The sequence below is a fragment of the Microcoleus sp. D2_18a_B4 genome, assembly GCF_036702475.1.
Taxonomy (GTDB): domain Bacteria; phylum Cyanobacteriota; class Cyanobacteriia; order Cyanobacteriales; family Microcoleaceae; genus Microcoleus.
This window is the reverse complement of record NZ_JAUBTL010000022.1, coordinates 57,310-79,189: the sequence shown is the minus strand read 5'-3', so window position 1 is coordinate 79,189 and position 21,880 is coordinate 57,310. Positions and strand designations below refer to the sequence as shown.

At 44.7% G+C, this 21,880-nt stretch carries 16 protein-coding genes and 1 pseudogene; 10 read left to right on the top strand and 7 right to left on the bottom strand.

Annotation, left to right across the window (positions count from 1 at the left end):
- Window positions 1-98: 98 nt before the first annotated feature.
- The gene (locus tag QUB04_RS15095) at window positions 99-4,052 is read left to right on the top strand and encodes a WD40 repeat domain-containing protein (protein WP_333285427.1); all 3,954 of its coding nucleotides are present in this window, start codon (window positions 99-101) and stop codon (window positions 4,050-4,052) included.
- An 89-nt stretch (window positions 4,053-4,141) separates the two neighbouring features.
- Entirely contained in the window at window positions 4,142-6,265 is a 2,124-nt protein-coding gene (locus QUB04_RS15090) for a caspase family protein (RefSeq protein WP_333285426.1), read from the top strand.
- A gap of 364 nt (window positions 6,266-6,629) precedes the next feature.
- Here the strand turns inward: QUB04_RS15090 and QUB04_RS32535 are convergent.
- A pseudogene (locus QUB04_RS32535) lies at window positions 6,630-6,770 on the bottom strand (3,4-dihydroxy-2-butanone-4-phosphate synthase); the annotation flags it as partial.
- 124 nt (window positions 6,771-6,894) lie between these two features.
- Window positions 6,895-7,623, bottom strand: a complete 729-nt coding sequence (locus QUB04_RS15080; protein WP_333285455.1) for an MBL fold metallo-hydrolase — start codon at window positions 7,621-7,623, stop codon at window positions 6,895-6,897.
- Between QUB04_RS15080 and QUB04_RS15075 the strand changes: the two genes are divergently transcribed.
- Complete coding sequence (locus QUB04_RS15075; RefSeq protein ID WP_333285457.1) at window positions 7,528-7,839, top strand: hypothetical protein; 312 nt, start codon at window positions 7,528-7,530, stop codon at window positions 7,837-7,839. The two genes, QUB04_RS15080 and QUB04_RS15075, sit on opposite strands and share 96 nt — an antisense overlap.
- A gap of 111 nt (window positions 7,840-7,950) precedes the next feature.
- Here the strand turns inward: QUB04_RS15075 and QUB04_RS15070 are convergent, their stop codons facing one another.
- Entirely contained in the window at window positions 7,951-8,760 is an 810-nt protein-coding gene (locus QUB04_RS15070) for an SDR family NAD(P)-dependent oxidoreductase (protein ID WP_333285422.1), read from the bottom strand.
- Window positions 8,761-9,519: 759 nt separating this feature from the next.
- Here QUB04_RS15070 and QUB04_RS15065 point away from each other — a divergent pair.
- From QUB04_RS15065 to QUB04_RS15045, 5 genes are all read left to right on the top strand, one after another.
- Entirely contained in the window at window positions 9,520-9,675 is a 156-nt protein-coding gene (locus tag QUB04_RS15065) for a hypothetical protein (protein WP_333223535.1), read from the top strand.
- Window positions 9,648-10,733, top strand: coding sequence for an RNA-guided endonuclease TnpB family protein (locus tag QUB04_RS15060; protein WP_333285419.1), 1,086 nt, complete (start codon window positions 9,648-9,650; stop codon window positions 10,731-10,733). Before QUB04_RS15065 ends, QUB04_RS15060 begins: the two co-directional genes overlap by 28 nt.
- 176 nt (window positions 10,734-10,909) lie before the next feature.
- Window positions 10,910-11,098 carry a hypothetical protein gene (locus QUB04_RS15055; protein WP_333285417.1) on the top strand — a complete coding sequence of 63 codons (189 nt, stop codon included), beginning with the start codon at window positions 10,910-10,912 and terminating at the stop codon, window positions 11,096-11,098.
- A gap of 147 nt (window positions 11,099-11,245) precedes the next feature.
- Complete coding sequence (locus tag QUB04_RS15050; RefSeq protein WP_333285415.1) at window positions 11,246-11,557, top strand: RNA-binding protein; 312 nt, start codon at window positions 11,246-11,248, stop codon at window positions 11,555-11,557.
- 409 nt (window positions 11,558-11,966) lie between these two features.
- Window positions 11,967-12,578, top strand: a complete 612-nt coding sequence (locus QUB04_RS15045) for a hypothetical protein (protein WP_333285413.1) — start codon at window positions 11,967-11,969, stop codon at window positions 12,576-12,578.
- Between the two features lie 211 nt (window positions 12,579-12,789).
- Here the strand turns inward: QUB04_RS15045 and egtD are convergent, their stop codons facing one another.
- From egtD to QUB04_RS15025, 4 genes are all read right to left on the bottom strand, one after another.
- Window positions 12,790-13,836 carry an L-histidine N(alpha)-methyltransferase gene (gene egtD / locus QUB04_RS15040; RefSeq protein WP_333285411.1) on the bottom strand — a complete coding sequence of 349 codons (1,047 nt, stop codon included), beginning with the start codon at window positions 13,834-13,836 and terminating at the stop codon, window positions 12,790-12,792.
- A gap of 826 nt (window positions 13,837-14,662) precedes the next feature.
- The gene (locus tag QUB04_RS15035) at window positions 14,663-15,958 is read right to left on the bottom strand and encodes an ergothioneine biosynthesis protein EgtB (RefSeq protein ID WP_333285407.1); all 1,296 of its coding nucleotides are present in this window, start codon (window positions 15,956-15,958) and stop codon (window positions 14,663-14,665) included.
- Complete coding sequence (egtC, locus tag QUB04_RS15030; RefSeq protein ID WP_333285405.1) at window positions 15,930-16,718, bottom strand: ergothioneine biosynthesis protein EgtC; 789 nt, start codon at window positions 16,716-16,718, stop codon at window positions 15,930-15,932. Before egtC ends, QUB04_RS15035 begins: the two co-directional genes overlap by 29 nt.
- Window positions 16,719-16,790: 72 nt before the next feature.
- Window positions 16,791-17,945: a transposase gene (locus QUB04_RS15025; protein ID WP_333285404.1), complete on the bottom strand. Its 1,155-nt coding sequence runs from the start codon at window positions 17,943-17,945 to the stop codon at window positions 16,791-16,793.
- Between the two features lie 345 nt (window positions 17,946-18,290).
- Between QUB04_RS15025 and QUB04_RS15020 the strand changes: the two genes are divergently transcribed.
- Complete coding sequence (locus QUB04_RS15020; RefSeq protein ID WP_006632999.1) at window positions 18,291-18,509, top strand: hypothetical protein; 219 nt, start codon at window positions 18,291-18,293, stop codon at window positions 18,507-18,509.
- Between the two features lie 1,708 nt (window positions 18,510-20,217).
- A complete protein-coding gene (locus tag QUB04_RS15015; protein ID WP_333285402.1) occupies window positions 20,218-21,840 on the top strand; it encodes a methyl-accepting chemotaxis protein in 1,623 nt (540 codons plus the stop codon).
- Window positions 21,841-21,880: the final 40 nt, after the last annotated feature.

Genomic DNA, 21,880 nt, shown 5'->3' with positions numbered 1-21,880 from the left:
TCCGGGCTGTACCACGGGAAGTTTTATTTTTATTATCACCTAAAACTCAGGAGAGCCGTCTAGCTTGTTGAAAAATTATCCTATCATTCCTTTGTCTTATGAGTAACAATGCCCGCGTCAAAACAATTCTGATTCTGGCAGCTAATCCCAAAAATACGGCTCCCTTGCGATTGGATCAAGAAATCCGGGAAATTGACGAAGGATTGCGAAGGGCAAATAAACGAGAACTGTATAAATTAGAACAAAAATGGGCGGTGCGTTCCCGTGACTTTTACCGGGCTATCTTAGATTATCAACCGAATATTGTTCACTTTTGCGGACATGGTGCGGGAGAAGATGGAATTGTCCTAGAAGATGATACTGGAAAAATGGCGCTAGTGCAGACAAATGCCCTCGCCAGTATGTTTAAATTATTTGCTAAAAAAGGGGTAGAGTGCGTAATTCTCAATGCTTGTTATTCGGAAGTACAAGCTGATGCAATTAGCCAATACGTTAATTATGTCGTTGGCATGAATAGATCCGTGGGAGATAAAGCAGCCGTCGCCTTTGCGGTGGCATTTTATGATGGGATTGCCGCAGGATATGAAATTGAAGAAGCCTACGATTTAGGGCGTTCGCAGATGATGAGTTTCCTAGAGCATGAAACTCCGGTTTTTAAGAAAAAGAACTTAATAGATGCTCCGATTGATGACGGTATAATTGCTTTTGAAGATGTGATTCCGCCTAACCCTTACCAAGGATTGTCTGCATTTAAAGAAGAAGATGCAGACTTCTTTTTTGGACAAGAAAAGTTTGTAAATAAGTTAGTAGAAGTCACTCATACACAACCCTTAGTAGCTGTCGTTGGGCCAAGTGGAAGTGGTAAATCTTCTGTGGTGTATGCCGGCTTAATTCCCAAATTGCGAAAAGAAGGAATTTGGTTAATTGAATCATTTCGTCCCGGAAAAGAACCGTTTTTGCCTTTGGCTTCTGCCTTAGTGCGGCAATTAGAACCAGAAGCGGGTGAAACTCAACAATTGCGGGAAGCGGTAGGATTAGCCGACGACTTACAAAATGGGAGAATCACTTTACAGCAAGTTGTATCTCGCATTTTAGAGCGTAACCCAGGTAAACGGTTGTTGTTAGTTGCCGACCAATTTGAGGAACTGTACACCCTTTGTCAGGTGAAGGAAGAACAGGAACGTTTTGCTAATGAGTTGCTAACGGCGATTACTCAACAAAATATTACATTAGTTTTGACGTTACGCGCTGACTTTTACGGTTATGTGCTTTCCTATCGTCCATTTCGGGATGCTTTGCAGGAATTTACACCACAATTGCTTAGTTCCATGAAACGGGAAGAATTACAACAAGCCATTGAATTGCCGGCTCAAAAATTGGAAGTACAGTTAGAACCGCAATTAACCCAGCGCATTCTCGATGATGTGGGGTCAGAACCGGGTAATTTGCCATTATTAGAATTTGCCCTAACTCGTTTGTGGGAAAAGCAGCAAAACCGAGTATTAACTCACCAAGCTTATGAAAAAATTGGCGGGGTGAAAAAAGCCATTGCCAATCATGCCGAACAAGTTTACCAACAACTGAGCGAAACCGAGAAAAAACAGGCACAACGTATCTTTGTGCAATTAGTGCGTCCGGGGGAAGGAACAGAAGACACCAGGCGCGTTGCTACCCGTGCGGAAGTGGGGGAAGATAACTGGAATTTGGTCAGTTATTTAGCGGGATATCAAGCAAGATTGGTAGTGACGGGACGGCAAGAACAGGAAGATACGGTAGAGGTAGTGCATGAAGCGCTGATTCGAGAATGGGGCACTCTGCGCGAGTGGATGAATGCTAACCGTCAGTTTCGGACTTGGCAAGAACGACTGAAGATGGGGTTACGGGAGTGGAAAAATAACAACCATGACTCTGGAGGTTTGTTGCGGGGGACATCGTTGACTGTGGCAGAAGATTGGTTGCGTCAACGTGCAGATGAAATGACGCAGGAGGAACGAGATTTTATTCAGGTTAGCGTTAAAGAACGGGATAGAGAAAGACAAAAAAAGCAACGCAGGCGGCAACTGACAATTATCGGGCTTAGTGGCTTTTCGGTGATAGCTTTGGGTTTAGCAGGATTAGCGGGTGTTGGTTGGTGGAATGCTGCTATCAATCAAATTAATTCTCTGGCTCAATATTCCGATGCGCTTTTAAATTTAGACCAGTCACAAGCTGTCAAAACAAGTTTAAAAGCGGTTGTGCAAATGCAACGTACACCCTGGGTAGATGCTGATACTCGTACCCAAGTAGAACTGTCATTATTAAATACAGTTTCCAAGGTTGCCGCGCCCAACACCTTGGGCGGACACGCGAACAGGGTTAATGCTGTCAGTTTCAGCCCCAATGGCAAGCTGCTGGCCACTAGCAGTGATGACAAAACCGTGAAACTGTGGGATACCACCACCGGCAAACAAATTAACACCCTCACTGGGCATACAAACAGGGTTTTAGCTGTCAGTTTCAGCCCCAATGGCAAGCTGCTGGCCACTAGCAGTGATGACAAAACCGTGAAACTGTGGAATACCACCACCGGCAAACAAATTAAAACCCTCACTGGGCATACAAACAGGGTTTTAGCTGTCAGTTTCAGCCCCGATGGCAAGCGGCTGGCTACTGGCAGTGCTGACAACACCGTGAAACTGTGGGATACCACCGGCAAGGAAATTAACACCCTCACTGGGCATACAGACTGGGTTTGGGCGGTCAGTTTCAGCCCCAATGGCAAGCTGCTGGTCACTGGCAGTGAGGACAACACCGTGAAACTGTGGGATACCACCATCGGCAAGCAAATTAAAACCTTCACTGGGCATACAGATGCGGTTTTAGCTGTCAGTTTCAGCCCCAATGGCAAGCTACTGGCCACTGGCAGTCGTGACAACACCGTGAAACTGTGGGATACCACCATCGGCAAGGAAATTAAAACCCTCACTGGGCATACAAACTGGGTTTTAGCTGTCAGTTTCAGCCCCAATGGCAAGCTGCTGGCTACTGGCAGTGCTGACAAAACCGTGAAACTGTGGGATACCACCGGCAAGCAAATTAAAACCCTCACTGGGCATACAAACGCGGTTAATGCTGTCAGTTTCAGCCCCGATGGCAAGCTGCTGGCCACTGGCAGTGGTGACAAAACCGTGAAACTGTGGGATACCACCGGCAAGCAAATTAACACCCTCACTGGGCATACAAACGCCGTTAGGGCTGTCAGTTTCAGCCCCAATGGCAAGCTGCTGGCCACTGGCAGTGGTGACAACACCGTGAAACTGTGGGATACCACCACAGGCAAACAAATTAAAACCCTCACTGGGCATACAAACGCGGTTAGGGCTGTCAGTTTCAGCCCCAATGGCAAGCTGCTGGCTACTGGCAGTGAGGACAAAACCGTGAAACTGTGGGATACCACCATCGGCAAGGAAATTAACACCCTCACTGGGCATACAGATGGGGTTTTAGCTGTCAGTTTCAGCCCCAATGGCAAGCGGCTGGCCACTGGCAGTCGTGACAACACCGTGAAACTGTGGGATACCACCACCGGCAAGCAAATTAAAACCTTCACTGGGCATACAGACTCGGTTTGGGCGGTCAGTTTCAGCCCCAATGGCAAGTGGCTGGCCACTGGCAGTGGTGACAACACCGTGAAACTGTGGGATACCACCACCTGCAAGCAAATTAACACCCTCACTGGGCATACACACGCGGTTAGGGCTGTCAGTTTCAGCCCCAATGGCAAGCGGCTGGCTACTGGCAGTGGTGACAAAACCGTGAAACTGTGGGATACCACCACCGACAAGGAAATTAAAACCCTCTCAGGGCATACAGACTCGGTTTGGGCTGTCAGTTTTAGCCCCAATGGCAAGCTGCTGGCCACTGGCAGTGGTGACAACACCGTGAAACTGTGGCGGTGGGATGTTCATTATTTACTTAAGGAAGGATGCAATTTTATAGATAATTACCTCAAGCCTAATCCTAATGATGAAGAAGCCCTGGAAATTGACAGAGACTTATGCAAGAAGCTTTGATAGTTTTAGAGGGAAAACTGCATAAAAACCCCCAGTTTACTCCTATATAAAAATCAAACCTTTCCCAAACCCCTTACCCACCATCAACCATGACCAACCAAACCCCCAACTTCTACGCCCTCCTCATCGGTATCAATTTCTATTTCCCCCATCGCTTACCAGAAGGTAACTACTACAAAAACCTGCGGGGATGTGTTCAAGATATCAACCACGTCGAAACTTATTTAAAAGATACCTTCAACCTCACCCCCGACCAAATTATTAAACTCACGGCAACTGCTTCCGAGAATCCCAATCAACCCCAAGAACCCCCGGAACTTTTACCCACTTATGAAAATATCGTCGCCAAATTCAAGGAACTAACAGCCAAAGCCCAACCGCAAGATCAAGTCTATATTCACTACTCTGGTCACGGGGGACGCGCGAAAACGATTTTTGAAAGCCTCAAGGGTTTTGGTGCTTTAGATGAAGCCTTAGTTCCGACAGATATCGGTCAACCTAATTCCCGCTATTTGCGCGATATAGAATTTGCTAAATTGCTGGAAGACATGGTGGAAAAAGAGTTGGTTGTCACCCTCGTACTCGATAGCTGTCATTCCGGTGGTGCAACCAGAGAAATGAGCGGAGATGACCAGATTCGCGGGGAAGGGTTTATTGACACCACTCCTCGACCTACGGATAGTTTAGTCGCCCCGCTTCAGGAATTAGCCCAAAATTGGCAAACTGCAACAGAAAATAGCCGCAATATTACTGTTGTTAATGGTTTGTTACCCGAACCAAAAGGTTATACATTAATCGCTGCTTGTCGGGATCATGAATTTGCTTATGAAAAGGTTTTTGAAGGGACGGAACGCAACGGCGCTTTGACTTATTTTTTATTAAAAGCTTTGCGGCAATACGGCACAGAAATTTCTGTAGAGGCTCTGTTCAATCAAATTTCTAATCAAGTTCACAAGGAATTTGAACGACAAACACCAATGTTGATGGGAGAGACTGAACGCACTTTTTTGGGTGGTCAATCTGTTGGTGCTAGCCGTAAGGTGCCGGTGATGAAAGTAGATATTAAGACAAACCGAGTTCAGCTACAAATGGGACAAGCGAGCGGGATTACAAAAGGGGATGAATTTGAGATTTATACATTCAGAACGATAGATTTTCAGAACAGCGAAAACCGCATCATGAGAGTTAAAGTTGTAGAATTGGGAGCATCAGACTGTTGGGCAGAAGTAATAGAAATACCTGGTCTTAGAAGCCTCCATCCTAAGTTAGTAGAAGTAGCAGAAGGAACGATTGAAATTGGTTCTCCTGCTGTTTATGTATCGCCAGGGTTAAAGCAAATTCGCAAAGTTAGAGTTATTCTGCCTGACCCGTTACCACCATTTCCGGGTGTCAATATTGCATTACTTCCTACAATTCTTGAACAGGTGAAAACACAAGTTGAAGGTCATCGTTGGATAGAATTCTGCTCGAACGAAGAAAAAAATGAAAATGTGGATTATTTTGTTTCCCTTACTTCAGATGGCGAATATCTAATTTTAGATGAGAATAAGGAGCCAATCAAAAATCTTCTTTTTTCGATTAAAGTCGATGAACCCGAAGCATCTAAAAAGCTAATTAATAGATTAATCCATGTTGCTAGATATGAGACTATTTTAGATTTGGATAACGAGGATGCTTTTGCTAGCTTAAATGGTAAACTTAAGGTTGAAGTGGTTAAATCAGTTAAGCGGAAACCTGTAGTTTTGAATGCTGATGGTAAAGTTCCTGTATTGGAAGAAAAGGAAAAAGGTGTTGACTTAATAATTCGCAATGAATCTAATCGAACTTTAAATATTACTGCCTTGAACCTTGATGCGGATTTTAGTATTTCAAAATTCTATCCCGACGGTGTTCCTTATGAGGTGGTAGAACCCGGACAAAATATAAGAAGAGAACTCGAACTATCATTACCACAAAATTATGAGGAAGCGGCAAATATTATTAAAGTATTTGCGACGGTGGATGGTACGAATTTTCAGTTTTTGGAATTGCCAGCATTAGACCAATCTCGGAAAGGATTTGGGGATAAAAAACCGACCAATGCGTTGGAACAATTATTGGCGGCGGTTGTGGATGAAGATAACCCTCAGCGAAAGATTACGGTTGTGATTGATTCTAGTGAGGAATGGACGACGGAAAAGGTGGAAGTGGTGGTGAAAAAGAGTGTGGTTTGATTTAGATAATTTTTTAAGAATGCTCCCAAAGCCTATATCCATCTGCGACCATTTGTGTTTATCTGCGGTTGTAAGTCAAAAACTTGTTATTCCTGGAAAAGATTAGCCTAATCCTAATCTCAATCCTTTTTCAACATAAAAAGTTACACAGGACTTATACCAATTTAATGTGAACTTGCACATATCTCGATCCCCCTAAATCCCCCTTAAGAAGGGGAGTAGAGGTTGACTTTGAGAAGAATCTTGTCCCCCCTTAGTAGGGGCGGTGCCCCCGTGCCCGCCCTCTTGGCTAGGGGGGATCGGATTCTATGCAACCTCATAAAAAATTGGTATTACGCAACTGGCACATGGTGATGAGTCCGATCGCCCGCAGGGGAAAAATGTGACCGGGACGGCGCAAGTCTTGAGGTTTTGTGTCCGGGTGGATGGCGACTTGGATGGTGCGGGCGCGGTCTTCGGCCGAGATGCTGGTACTGACGCCGTTGACTGCATCGATGCTGACGGTTGCAGTGGATAGCGGAGGTTTACCGGGTAACGATCGATCGCAGAAGGTTTTGGCTGAATTTAGGTTATTTGTCAATTCGCGATCGGGCAAAAGCAATTCCGAACGAAGGATGAAATTTCTAGTTTTAAGAACTCCTAGACCCGCCAGCGAAGGCTTTTAACTCAATAGCATCGTGACTGCAAAACACGCGCACATCTTTACTATGCTGCACCGATAATTCGTGCAGCCGACCTTGATTGAGCAACCTAGCCTTGCGATCGACCTCCATCATCCATTGGTAGGCGCGCAGACCGGGCGTGCAGCCTCGGTTAGCGGCATCCATCTCGTGTCGGTAGAAATAGGCATCCCCTGCGTGCAGAAGCCAGCCATCGGGTGTATCAATGGCAATGCCAGCATGACCGCGCGTGTGCCCCACCAACGGGATTAGCAAAATTTCCGGCGGCAACCCGTCGAGGTCACGGACAGCTTCAAAACCGAACCAAGGTTCGCCACCCGCCGAATAGTATTTCCAGCGTTTGACTTCATCCCACTGCCCCGGACGATAGCGCCTTTTTGTGATGAAACCGTGCCGATCGTGTGCGGCATCGATTTCAGCCTGCATGACATGTACCGTTGCTTCCGGGAAATCCTCTAGACCACCGGCATGATCGAAATCGAGGTGGGTTAGCACAATATGGCGCACATCGCTTGGTGAAAATCCGAGCTGTTCAATTTGATGGATTGCCGTGTACTTGCGATCGAACTGGATGTTATTAAAATGGACGAAAAACGGGCTGAGCCGGGAGTAAGGGGACTTGATATCGCGCAATCCGAAGCCGGTATCAATCAGAACCAGTCCCTGATTCGTTTCCACAAGCAGACAGTGGCAGACGAGGTGAGCCGTCAGGCCGCGACTAAAGCCATCGAAAAGCGCCCCTCCAATGGGACACATACAGCCACAATTGAGATGATGAATTCGCATAAATGTCCTGTACTAAATTACTTAGGCGGGAACCATTTATTTCTCAGTTCGCATCCAATGCCGATGCTGCATAATGCCATCGATGAACGCCTGAGAAAACTTCGCTAAATCGTCAATACGGGGAGAAGTAAACACGCTTTTATCGGCTGCAATTTTGCCATTATCTGCGATATTTACTTTCTTTAAATCTGCACATAAGAATAGTAAAAAGGGCGGAAATTATGGGTTAGCAGAACCCGGTTCAGTAAGTTTACTGTGCAGTTCGGCATTGACGGTATCAGGTAAAACTTTGCTGGCGCTGGCGAGAATCTTTGTCTTGAGTGAACCTGCAATGATGTTGTCCTTACCGGCCATCAAGGCTTCAAATCCCTGTTTGGCAACCTCGGCTGGATCGTCTTTCTTGTCGGCGCCGGCCTTTGTGTCGTCCATTCCCGCCCGATGGAAGAAGTTAGTATCGGTTGGGCCGGGCATGAGCGAGGTGACAGTTACACCTGTATCTTTTAACTCATTGCGGAGTCCTTCGGAAAACGAGTGGATGAAGGCTTTGGATGCTGCATAGACTGCCTCGAATGGCCCCGGCATTAGGGCTGCAATGGAGGAAGTGAATAGAATCCGTCCCTGGCCCCGATCGACCATATCCTTAACTACCCGTTTAGCCAAATGCACAGACGAGACAACGTTGAGGTTAATCAGATTTAGTTCGTCCTTCAAGTCTGTTTCGCGGGCAAAGTCGCCACCGACGCCGACACCGGCATTAATTGCGATCGCATCCACTGGCCGATTAGTCGCTTTTATCTGGTTGTAGAGCGTCTCAACACCGTCGTAGGTAGCGAGGTCTGCCTGCACTGTCTCGACTTTGGCACCGAACCCCTCAAAGGCTTGAGCCGCTTCTTTAATGCTCGCTCCGGTGGCGGTGACTAGGAGATCGAATCCGTTTTGAGCGAACTGTTTGGCGAGTTCGTAACCGATACCGTTAGAGGCACCCGTCACGACAGCCAAGGGCCGGGTCAAAGAACTGTTTATAACCATCTAAAATCCTCTGTAACTGGTTCACGCTCGTTTGTTTAGGCTTGCTTCTCTGTGTACCCGACAATTTTTGTGGACTGTGGGCTTTCAACTTTTACAATGCTAGGGACGCAGGAGTGCGATCGCATCTTTCCCAGGACATAAGCTGTTAGGCATTTAAAGACGGTATAACCGAAAACCAACTTCATGTAATTAGTGTAAAAATGACGCCATAGAATCAACTCAGATAAAGAGCAAATAGAGAAACTACAGAAAGCATTAAAAAACGAATAAAATGAAAATTTTATATCAAAAATTATGATTTTCTTACTGACTGATGCAATAAACTATAGCAATCCTAAATTATTTGCATAATTATTTAGGATTGCTATATATAGCGGTTCTCAAGCGTGGTGAGGTATGCCCTATGCCCTATGCCCTATGCCCTATGCCCTATGCCCATGAGTACCTCATATGAGAACTCGAAAGGCTATATGTATAAAATGCGCGTAGATATGGCTAATAACTCTTTTGATAATTATTTGGGAACCGCCCTTCTCTGGCGCTAAATCGGATGCGATGAGAGGCGGGAGATGGAAGAGGGGAAATTGACTCGGAAGATTAATCTTGGGTTAGAATCTGCAACTTAATTGTTGGATAAAGCTACCCATTATTACTCAACAATGGGTAGCTTTGTAGTCTAGTTCGGTGTGTGTACGGTTTTCAGCACTCGCTTCTTGGTCTATTTTTGGTCATAATAAGACTATAGCTTCACAGAAAAGTATGCCTAACAGAGACAGATGGTTTAAAGCTTTGCTGACTCAGCAAGAGCTAGACAAACTCCATGCCTATGCCGACAGTCAAGGTTGGAATATGTCACAAGCATTTAGAGAATGGATTAAAGAATTACCATGCTACTCGGATTCAAAACAGAATTAAAACTGAATAACTCTCAGCGGACGCAGTTAGGTAAACATTGTGGTGTAGCGCGTCACGCATGGAACTGGGGATTGTGGTTGACAAAAAACATACTTCACCACAATAAAGCTAATCCAGATGAAAAACTCAAATTCCCCACAGCTATTGACCTGCACAAACTGTTAGTAGCTATGGTGAAGTCGGAGAATGCTTGGTACTATGAATGCGCTAAATCTACACCGCAACAAGCGTTAATGGCTCTACGCGAGGCATGGAAGCGGTGTTTTAAAAAGACTGCGGGAGTGCCAAAGTTTAAGAAAAAAGGGCAGCGTGACTCTTTTACGTTAGAAGGAGCGGTCAAAATTTTGGGGAGAAACAAAATTCAAGTTCCCAAAATCGGCATTCTTAAAACCTATGAAAGACTGCCCCAAGTCTCCATTAAATCTTGCAGGATATCCCGGCAAGCTGATAGATGGTTTATTAGCTTTGGCTTTGAGGTGGAAACGCAAAAATCAGACCAAACAAGCATTGTAGGAGTTGACTTAGGTATCAAGGCACTAGCCACCCTCTCAACAGGCGAGGTAATTACTGGTGCTAAGTCCTACAAGCAATATGCAGCAAAACTATCAAGAATGCAGTGGCACAATCGCCATAAAGTCATCGGCTCAAGCAATGGGAAAAAGGCGCAAGTCAAGATAGCTCGACTGCATAGAAAGATAGCCAACATTCGTAAGAATACATTACACAATCTAACGACACTACTTGCTAAAAACCACGGCACAGTAGTAATGGAAGACCTTAACGTATCTGGGATGATGGCTAATCACAAACTGGCTGCATCTATTGCTGATATGGGATTTTATGAGTTTCGCAGACAGTTAACCTATAAGTGCGAGTTGTACGGTTCAAAACTTGTGGTTGTTGACCGTTGGTTCCCGTCCAGTAAAATCTGCTCTAACTGTGGAATTAAAAAAGAAACACTTTTTCTTTCGGAACGAGTATTTGATTGCAGCGATTGCGGTTTTGTCATTGAACGTGACTTAAACGCGGCAATCAATTTGTCAAAAACCGTCAGTTAGACGGAGTTAGCCTGCGGACTGGTAAGTGCCGACACTGCCAGAATGAAACAGGAAGTAAACTTCAAAGTCCAGCTTTATATAAAGTGGGGTAGCTTTGGGTAAGTTTTATTTAACGGCTAAAAACATTTATCTCTGGTGGAACGGGCAGGAGGCTTGCCCAGGGATAACAGTGGCTGATGTCAGTTATAACTGAATCTCAGGCACTGTTCTCAATCAGACCCAATCAACCTGGTAACAGCGACGAAAAATCTCAGATACCAGGTCGATCGCGCAGCAAGAAACCAAGCGGAGGACGCCAAGAGTGTCAGATGTCAGTTATCACGAATACTTTCTGTTGGCGATTGCCCGACGGCACCGAAAATTGAAAATTATGACAGCCAATTGCTGATTCTGCTGGCTTCATGTTATAGTGGTTTTCCAAGAATTAAATTCGGTTGCGTAGTTTGTTGGTGTTTATTTACAAGCGTCTCTCCGAATCTAAGTCTCTGCACCCTAATGATTCTGGAGATTTTATGTCGATTTACGTGGGTAATCTTTCATATGAGGTAACATCAGAGGACCTCAACGAAGTATTTGCCGAGTACGGTACTGTAAGCCGCGTCCAAGTGCCAATGGATCGGGAAACAGGCAGGATGCGGGGTTTTGCTTTTGTGGAAATGGCAAGCGAGGCAGAAGAAGCAGCAGCCATCGCAGCTTTAGACGGTGCTGAGTGGATGGGCCGTGACTTGAAAGTCAACAAAGCCAAACCTCGCGAAGACAACAAACGCTCATCGGGTGGCGGCGGCTGGGGCGACAAAGATCGCTCTTCACGCGGACGCTACTAAACTTTGACACTGAAAATTTGAGTTTTGGTAGTTGACGGCAGGTGCGAATGCTGCTTTTTTTTCGGGTTGTTCGATCGACCCATCAAATAAAACTCCCAAACCTCTAAATCCGTTTTGCCCCCTCCTTCGAGGGGGCTTTGTTTTTGGCGAAAAATCCCGCGAGGTACGTCGGCGGTGCAGTTCCCAGTCTAGTTCGTGATTCAGTACCCTCTTAAGTGCTTTTTTTAAGAGGCTGTCGGGATTTCGCGGCTCGACTCCTGTAAACTCTCACACTAGAATTAAGCAGCAAGAAAAGTTAGAATAACGGCAAAACTGAATATTACCCAGAACAGCCAAACTATCTTTACCGAAGATTAGTCGAGAAAACCAGCCGAATATCAGCCAATATCTTGATTTTGCCTCAATAAAGATGTCCAAGGTCTACAGCACGGCGGAACTCATTAAAATCCTCGAAGAAGAGCGCCAAGCCTGCTTGCATGGGCGGCGTCTCAATTTGACTGAAACTCCTGCTACAGGCAACCCCGTGATTGACCGCTTTCTCAAATCTGAGGGAGTTCAGAAGTTCACTGCTTATCAAAATTTTAAGGCGGCCGTGCACGAATACCAGCGGGAACATCAAGTTTCTGGGATTGTCTGGCGGGAAATGGCGGTTAAAGGCAATACTCTACGCTATCCGGCAGTGGATGACGAATTAATAGCTCTACCGGTTGATTTGATTACGTTGAAGGCAGCTAAGATTGCTATGTTGGAATTCTGGCAGCAGGTAACTGCCGGGATGGATTTGTATTTAAGCATTAACAGCGGAAAGGATTTTCGATCGATCGAGCCGGTTGATGTAGAAGCTATAGCCCAGCGCACAGAATGGGCCAATCTCTCCAAGTGGGAAAAGTTGGATTTTCTAGAAATTTTGTTGCAGTTGGGCTGGGGGAAGCCGGAGGAAGCTTATTATAAGCGGGGATGGCCAACATCGGGCAGCGAGTACATTCACGCCGTCAAACCCGGACAGCGGCCGATTTGTTAATTAGTCAGTAGTCAGTAGTCAGTAGTCAGTAGTCAGTAGTCAGTAGTCAGTAGTCAGTAGTCATAGTGCTGTCCCCGCTCGCGAACGTTATTAGTCAGTAGTCAGCAGTCAGTAGTCAGTAGTTACTGATTATTGGGAGATATTCAAAACAAATAACAAATAACAATTGGCAATTGGCAACTGCCAACTGCCAACTGCCAACTGCCAACGGTCAACTGTCAACTGACATCTGACAAAGCATCAAGCCAAACCACTGATTTGGATCTGTCCAAACCTGCACTGGCATTAAACCCCGCTGCGACAGTTCTTTTTTTACAGTATTGAGATTAAACTTGCGCGATATTTCGCTGCGGATAGTTTCTCCCGCTGCAAATTCAACCGTTAAATTGAGAGAACGCAAGTGCACTGTTTGCGCTTTTTTACTTTTCAAGTGCATTTCAATTTGACATTCCTCTTGATTGTAAAAAGCCCAATGCTCGAACTGTGCTAAATCAAAATTTCCCTCATATTTTCGATTTAAATGTCGCAGCATATTCAAGTTAAATGCTGCCGTTACTCCTTGACTGTCATCGTAGGCCGGCTCTAAAATATCCTTAGATTTGTCCAAGTCAATTCCCAGCAAAAAATACTCTCCCGGCTGCAATGCACCGACAATTTGCGAGAAGAATAAATCGCATTCTTGAGCGTTGAGATTGCCGAGGGTACTGCCGAGAAAGCAAATCATTCGGGTTGGCAACGGCGACGGTGCAATTTTAGCTAAGGCTAATTCGTATGTGCTGACAAGTCCGTGAATCTGGAGCGACGGATAATCTGCCAACAGTTGACAAGCGCTGCTTTCTAGGATAGTAGGACTGATGTCGATCGGCAAATAGTGCAGGGGATATTCCAGTTGACTGTAAGCATCAAGGAGAATCCGAGTTTTGGTGGAACTGCCGCTGCCGAGTTCGACGATTTGGCAAGGGCCCGTTAAATTGGCGATCGCCCCCGCACACCGCTGCAAAATAGCCGTCTCAGTGCGTGTCAAGTAGTATTCCGGCAACTGGCAAATCAACTCAAACAGGTTTGAGCCGCGATCGTCGTAGAAATACTTTGGAGGCAGGGATTTGGGGGTTTGAGTCAACCCGCTAACTGCATCGCTGCCAGCATTGATTTCTGCGGGTGTCAGTGCCGCAGCGCTCACCAGCCGCTCTAAATGCAGCCGGTTTTCCTTCGTTGAGGCTGAGTTTGTCGTGTCGGACAGTCTTGGGGATTTCATCATAAAAATGGGTAGAAACCCCGTGCTTTTAGCACGGCTTTACATTTAATTTGAATCCCCTCGCGGGGAGGAGGGGTATGGTTGCCCCTCCCGTGAGGTATGGTTGCCTCAAACTCCCATTTCTGGGGTAAAGTTAGCTTCGCTAATGTTTAGTGAGCTTGCGCCGGCTAGCAACACTGTCGAGCGTGACCTTAAGACTGTTTAGTTGCAAGCGATAGAGCGGAAAACTAGCTTCGCATTCTCCGGTATCGTGACTCAAAAAACGTAGTCAGTAAAGACTTAAGCTGGTCAGGATGGCTTGTTAGATTTCTCTTTCAAGCCTCATGCCGTCAGGGCTGAGGTTCCTGACAAAGTAATTTTTAGATGCACATATGGGTATAGCACGCAGCCGCGTTGCCAAATATCGCGCTCAAGTCAGATTTTTCATGCCACTATCCGTTCTCTATTGTCTCACCCGATGGATCTCGCATCCATAATTAAAACTTAAAATTTGTCCACAAAAATTATTGAATACTTAACCAAACTTGTTTTATTTGAGCTTGTTACATGGAAAAAAGTTAGCCATTTCGCCAACAAAAATTTTCCCAATTTCCTCCCCCGCCATTTATCTGAGCTTCGTCAAATAAGCTTTATAATGCAAGTATTAAGGAATTTGTTCATCGGAAAAGTCCGATGAATAAATTCCTCACTATAGCCATCCTAAATCATTTGTAAATTTCTTACTCCCTCCCCTTGATAAGGGGAGGGTTGGGGTGGGGTCAAAAATTTACGACTCCTGCAAGGATTGCTATATAAACAAACTTGATGGTAATTATAATTACCTAGCAAACTACTTAGCACAGCGAAAACCAGCAATAATTTGCCGCACGCCCGGATAGTACCAATTCCGAAAGGTCGATCGCAGTGCCTGCGGAAAAGTCGCCCAACTCCCGCCTTTCAAAACCCGGTGTTCTCCATCAAAATAAACTTGAGAATATCCCCTGTAAGGATAACTTTCAAATCCCGGATAGGCGTCAAAGGTTGAAGCAGTCCACTCCCAAACATTGCCTAACATATCCCAGCAGCCGATCGCACTTGCTCCTTTAGGAAAGGCATCAACTGGCGAGGTATTGGCAATATTATTGCCGTGATTGCACAGACTGCCGTTGGGCGGTTCTTCTCCCCAAGGATAGATGCGATATGTTTGATTTGTGGCATCCCAACTCGCAGCTTTTTCCCATTCGGCTTCCGATGGCAAACGCTTGCCGATAAAGTTGCAGTAAGCTTCGGCTTCGTACCAACTCACGCCGCAGACTGGATGGTTGTTGAAAGCTTGATTTTCTGACCAGTAAAGCGGTTGAGAGACGGCTTCGCCTTGCAGCCATTTCCAGCCGTCCGCTGACCACCAATCAGGGTTTTGATAGCCGCCGGATTCCATGAAATCTCGGTATTGACGGCAAGTGACGGGATAGCGATCGATCGAGTATGCTTCTAAATAACACAGGTGGCGCGATCGCTCATTATCCAAAGCCTCAGCAGCATCGCTTCCCATGTAAAATTCCCCGCCCGGAATTTCAATCGCCGGGGAATCCGTAATTTGTAATTGGTAATCTGCAATTGGTAATCGGTAATTGGAAATTAATCTTCCTTCTTCCTTCTTCCCTCTTCCTTCTTCCTTCTTCCCTCTTCCTTCTTCCTTCTTCCTTTGCATTTGCAACACGAAAGCAACAGTTTCGCAGTGCTGGCTTTCGTGCTGAATAATAAACCGCCAGAGACGTTCTTGCTCGTCGATCGGCGCGACTTCCAAATAATCTAACACCTTTTTTCTCACCGCGTCCAGATATAATTCAACATCAGGTAACGCGGGCAGAAAAACCCGTTGTTTTTTCGGCAAAATATCCGCAGCAAACAGTTGGTGATACTGAGGAAAGACTGGCTTCAACCCAGCACACCGTTGCAACAGCCACAAATCCTCAGTATAAGCAATGTGACCTAAGTGCCAGCCAACTGGACTGAAATCAGGATGAGCTTGACGGCAAAAAGTATCATAATCGATGTCTGCAAATAGCTTGAAAGTGCCGCTGCGACACTGCTGCAAATCGCGATAAATTGCCTCTCTACAAGATTGGATAGATTTCGATATCACGCTCTACTCCGGTACTGATAATGCTCTGGACTGGACACTCGTGCCAATTGCCAGCAAATAAAGGTTCAGAAGCAATGATGACAGAATTTGGGAAATTTAAATCGTCTCGCAGCCAATAGAGGGAAGGAGGGGTTTTTTGCGAAGCAAAGCGAGAGGCAACGAGTTGGTGTCCGTCGCTGATAATTATATTAGCTGAAAATTCTCCTTGGTGAAAGTTTGCTAGCTCTGCCAAAGTTTTCAGCGAGTTTTGCAAAGCAGCTTGTATGGTCAGATTTCCGGCGGTCAATTCATTGACAAACAAGGCGAAGATATGCTCTGAATCTGTAGTACCGTTAATTGATTGATACAGCGTATCGCTGAGTCGATCGCGAATTGGTCTGTAAAGAGTTTGCCGAAAATTCTTCACGAAGCCGTTGTGTACGAACAGCAGGCGATCGTTCTGAAACGGCTGACAGTTGCTCAAATCTACAGCTTGTCCTGAAGTTGCACTGCGAACGTATCCGATCGCGCATCCAGATTCAACGAATCGACTGATACTCGGAAGGTTAACGTCGCTCCAAATTGGCTGTACATTTTTATAAGTAAACGGGTCAGTATCTAGGTGCGGGTGATACCAACCAATACCAAAACCGTCAGCATTGAGTAGACCAGAAGTCATTTCGCGGGGATCGTAACTCTGCACAATTAGGGAATGTTCCGGCTTGTACAGAATAGCATCGAGTAAAATCGGCTCACCGAGGTAGCCAAGCAAACGGCACATAAAATTTTTGCAGCAATTTGATTAGCATTTTGACATACTCCCCAGCCTGAAGGCGTGGGGATTCTTTACGCTTCATTGACGGACGCTACGCCCGGTAGTCTTACTCTGTCTCGACGTACATTTAGAGTCGTGCCGAGGCCCCAGGCCGACTTTTTCTATATTTACCGAAGCGTTTTCATCTCGGTCGTGTTCTGTACCGCAATTTAAGCAAAGTATAGAACGCACAGACAAATCAATTTTTCCCCATTTATATCCGCAATCAGAGCAAGTTTGGCTTGTAGGTTCCCATCGACTAATAATTACGAACTCACGCCCCAACTTTTCAGATTTAGCCTCGCACAATACCCGAAATTCTCTCCATCCCTGTAGACTAATTGCCCTAGCAATTTTGCGGTTTTTGACCATGCCAGACACGTTTAAATCTTCCAAGACAATGGTTTGGTTTTCACTGACAACCTTGGTAGATAGTTTGTGCAAAAAATCCTTGCGAGTATCAGCAATCTGATTGTGGAGCTTGGCAATCTGAATGCGGGTTTTGTTCCGGCGCTTTGAGTCTTTGGGCTGGCGGGCTAACTTGCGTTGCAGCTTGCGGATTTTTCGGTCTAACTTTTTGTAACTGGGACTTTGGGCTGATGTTCCATCACTCATTACCGCAAAAGTTTTAATTCCCAAATCGATGCCGATACTTTGGTCCTTGGCATCAACTCGATTGGGTTGAATTTCTACGACAAAGCTGAGTAAATAGCGGTTCGCACAGTCTTTGATTACCGTGACCGAACTGGGATCGGAGGGTAGCTCCCTCGACCAGATTGGTTTAACAATACCGATCTTGGCTAGATAAACTCCATCTCCTTTGATTGAGAAACCTCCGCGAGTCAACCTTGCAGACTGGCTGTTTGTGCGCTTTTTGAACTTAGGATAGCCGACTTTGCGTCCTTTTCTTTTGCTCTTGCAAGACTCAAAAAAGTTTTTGAATGCTGCTTCTAAGTCGGCCACTGACTGTTGCAATGGAATTGCAGAGACTTCGGCTAACCAAGCTCTTTCCTCAGTCTTTTTTGCCTGAGTGATAACAATCTTTTGGAGTTCAGCCGATTTAGGCTTCTTTTGAGATTGTTTGCAGATTGCAAGAGCATCGTTATACACAACACGAACGCAACCGAACAACTGAGCTAAGCTCTGCTGCTGTTGGCTTGTTGGATAGAAACGGTACTGATATCTTGCTTTCATGCTTACTACGATAACATAATAGGGTGGCAATTGGGTAGCTAAATGACCAGAGAAAGATTAAGTATTCGCATTGCCGTGAGTCGGCTAGAGAAGCTGCGGAGAATTGCCAAACAGAAAGAAAAAACAATGACCCAACTTATAGAGGGCTGGATTGATAAACTTAAAGAGGAAAAGCCGTCAAGCTTATGACGGGGCTTTAGACCCAGTTTTTCGGTAAGTCATTAGCCGAAAAATTGCCCGATCGCCCATCTTCAGCGCTGGAAGGTTTTTTGTAGGCCGCTACCAGCATCGCAGTACAAACGATACAGTTAAGGTAGAACCCCTGCAGCACAAGGAGACTCTTGAATGTTCCTCGACGAACTCATCCCAATGGCCCAAGAATTGATCCAACAGCCGATCGCCTTCGCGGGCGGATTTTTATCTGGCCTGCTTCGACTCAACCTTCACGAAGATCCCGTTAAAAGCTGGATCGACGAGCAAGCTGGTTCAACTTCCTACACTACTCCCCCAGCCGAACCCACCAACGGTAAAAGCACGGGGCCTCAGTCAATCTCGATCGACTAAGGAAAAGCAGTAACATCATCCCAACGCCAAACTGATTACAGTTATGGCGTGGGCTTCCAAACTTCACAGTTTGGCTTCTCGCGTTTTTCCCTTACTGGATTTCCACATTTGGCTAGACTGAATTTCTCAGTCCCCGCTAGAAAGTCTGCACAGACACTTTCGATTCCCGTATAACCTTTCTCAGATATAGCCTTTCGAGCTCTCATATGAGGTACTATCCGGCATAGGGCATAGGGCATAGGGCATAGGGCATAGGGCATAGGGCATAGGGCATACCTCACCACGCTTGATAACCGCTATAGATGAAGTACAATAACACCCGTGTGTAAACCAGTTCCAAATATCTTGCTTAGAAACTTGACGGAATGCAAACTCTATCGCCTTTCCTAATTATTGATAATTTGTTGTGTTGATAAAACTGAAAATTCTTTTAATTTTTGACCATAATTTTTCAGGCTTATGATAAATCAGGCGACCGGGGCGACAAGTATATTACTTTCGCCTTTTTGTTGATTATTTTCTTTACTTATTTTGCCTATTTGTATGACCATTTTCCATCACTACCAAAGCATCTTTCCATAGTTTACGTAGTTGCCGGAGCAGAAAAGTATCAAATGTAATTGTATCATTTCCCTTCTTGAATTAACTTATATTAGAACTTTAGTGAACGGTATATATAGTATTCGTGAGGAATTTTCAAACAGGTTTGTTCGTTTTATTTCTCGCCCTTGAACCTTTTATTGATAGAGTTAATAAGGAAGTTAAGCTAATCCGCATTTAAATTCCATAGTAAAATAAATTTTTCCTCTTGTGGGGAGTAGGGCTTGGGCATCCTGCCCGCCCTCAACATACAAATTAAATGCACAACAGCTTATTCAAGAGTGGGAGCATTTTTATTTTAAATCGGCGCTAAAATTATCAGTTGTTATGCCTTAATTTTGCCTAGTCGCATAAATTAGCTCGCTGAGCAATATTTTTGGTTTCAGGAGCCTGTTTAAGTTTTTTTGTTTTACAAAACTGAGAACTCCCAAAAAACAGTTAGCTAGGAATTTTTGTGAGATTGCTTCCGTAATGATAAACATCGATAATTTCTTGTCTAAAATCAAGATGATAAGCTTTCCTTGCTAGTAATGTATGATGTTTTCGATGCTTGGTGAACAAAAGTGATGTCAATCGATGTGGCATCCCCTCCGCTTCTGGTGATGCTGTGACTCTTAAGCGAATTATAGTTCATTTATCTTATATTTTATATTTTACCTTTAAGCTGTTGCACATTTAAACTGTGAACTAAAATTTGATAAAGTTCTTGTGGGGTGGGCCAGAAAGCCCGCACAAAAAACACGGTTTAGATGCACAACAGCTTATGAATGCCTCAGCAATATGATACCTCATCTGTCTGACAAAGCTAGATCGGTACACTCGGAACTTAATTATAATCCTACCACTTTTTATGGTTGGCTTCGGCAGGCTGGGTTTGTGTAACGCCAGGTTTTAACCTGTAGACTAAAGGGGTTTATAAAAATCAATTCAGCATGATGCCAACCAAAAAGCTACCGTAACTGCGTCGTCACCCAAAATCGATAGCGAATTTCAGGATCAGGAGTTACTCATCAATTAATTACTAATTTTAAAATGTAAAATCTCAAAGGTAAAATCCTAATAGGTACTTCATCTACGTGAGAGAAGCTATAATATACAAGATATGTTCATGATTGCAGCGAGGATAACTGTAGTAGAAGGAAGCAGAAATAGTATGTTGAGAAAAATGAATTTACAAACCAGACTGATCAGCGCCTTTCTGATTATGGGACTTTTAGTATTTTTAGTGGCCTGGGTAGGATGGAACTCAACATCTAATCTCAGTCAACACATAGAGACTCTCGGTAAAAATAACTTACCGAGTATTGAAGCATTATTGAAAATTAACGAGGGACAAACCCAAATTGAGTCATCAGAGAGAGCGCTAATTAATCCGGCACTCAGTCAAGCAGAAAGGCAAGAAGCATTAAACAGAATGGACAAGGCTTGGCAGCAGATTAAAGATAGTTTTAAAGCCTACGAAGTCATTCCACGTATCTCAGAGGAAAACGCACTATATCAACAAATGCTTAAGTATTGGGAGGAGTGGCAGCAGGAAGATCAAGAACTCCTGCGAATTAATCAAGAATTTGAAACACTGGGAATTTTTAATCCTTTGGCTTTGCAGATCGAACTTATTAAGCAGGGTAAAAGTAATTCGCCCGAAATGGCAAGAGCCAAGACTGCTAGTAACCTTTTGAATAAACTTAGTCAGCAATCTAAGGTTATCCGCCTTAAATTTGTAAATTCAGAAAAAGCAACCTTAGCAGTCGTTGACTCCAACAAAAAGCAAGCCGACGCCGCTTATAAAGCCGCAGAAAATGATAGTAGGAAGACTCAAGTAGCTGTCTTATTGGGGATGACAGTTGGACCGCTAATAGCGATTATTTTAGGCATAGCTTTAAGCATAGCGATCGCCAAACCTTTAGATCAAGCGCTGAAAGGTATTATTAATATGATTGTCAGTTCTTCTACTGAGATCGCTGCTACAATTGAGCAACAGGAACGTATTGCTGTACAACAAGCTGCTTCGGTTAATCAAACAACTACCACAATGGATGAATTGGGCGCATCATCAAGGCAATCAGCGATGCAAGCCGAGTCAGCCCTTGAAAAGGCCAGTAATGTCTTAAATATGGCCGCCGAAGGCAGTAAAGTAGTAAATAAAACCCAGCAGGGAATGTTGAGTTTGACGGAAAAAGTCGGAGCGATCGCCGATCAAGTTTTACATTTGAGCGAGCAAACCAATCAGATTGCTAATATTACCAATTTAGTCAGCGATTTGGCTAATCAAACTAATATGCTGGCGATTAACGCTACAGTGGAAGCAGTACGCACGGGAGAACAAGGAAAGGGGTTTGGGGTGGTGGCGACGGAAATTCGCAGACTGGCAGATCAAAGCAAAAAATCGTCGGATCAGATTAGTGATTTGATAAACGGTATTAAGAATTCCATTAATAAAACAGTGATGGTAACAGATGAGGGCAAGAAAACTTTAGATAATAGCCTAAAATTGACTGAAGGTACGGCGGATAATTTTAACAATGTTGCTAATGCTATTAACAGTGTTGTTGTCAGCAGTCAGCAAATTTATCTGAATACCCAACAGCAGGCGATCGCTATTGAGCAAGTGGTAGATGCGATGAATGTTCTGAATAAAGGAGCAACGGATACAGCCAGCGGTATTACCCAAAGTCGAGTTGGCACTAAAACACTTAACAAAGCGGCTTTAAATCTCAAATCCTTAGTTTAATTGAGAAAAGAAAGTAATATCCTAAACTGGGGATTAAGGA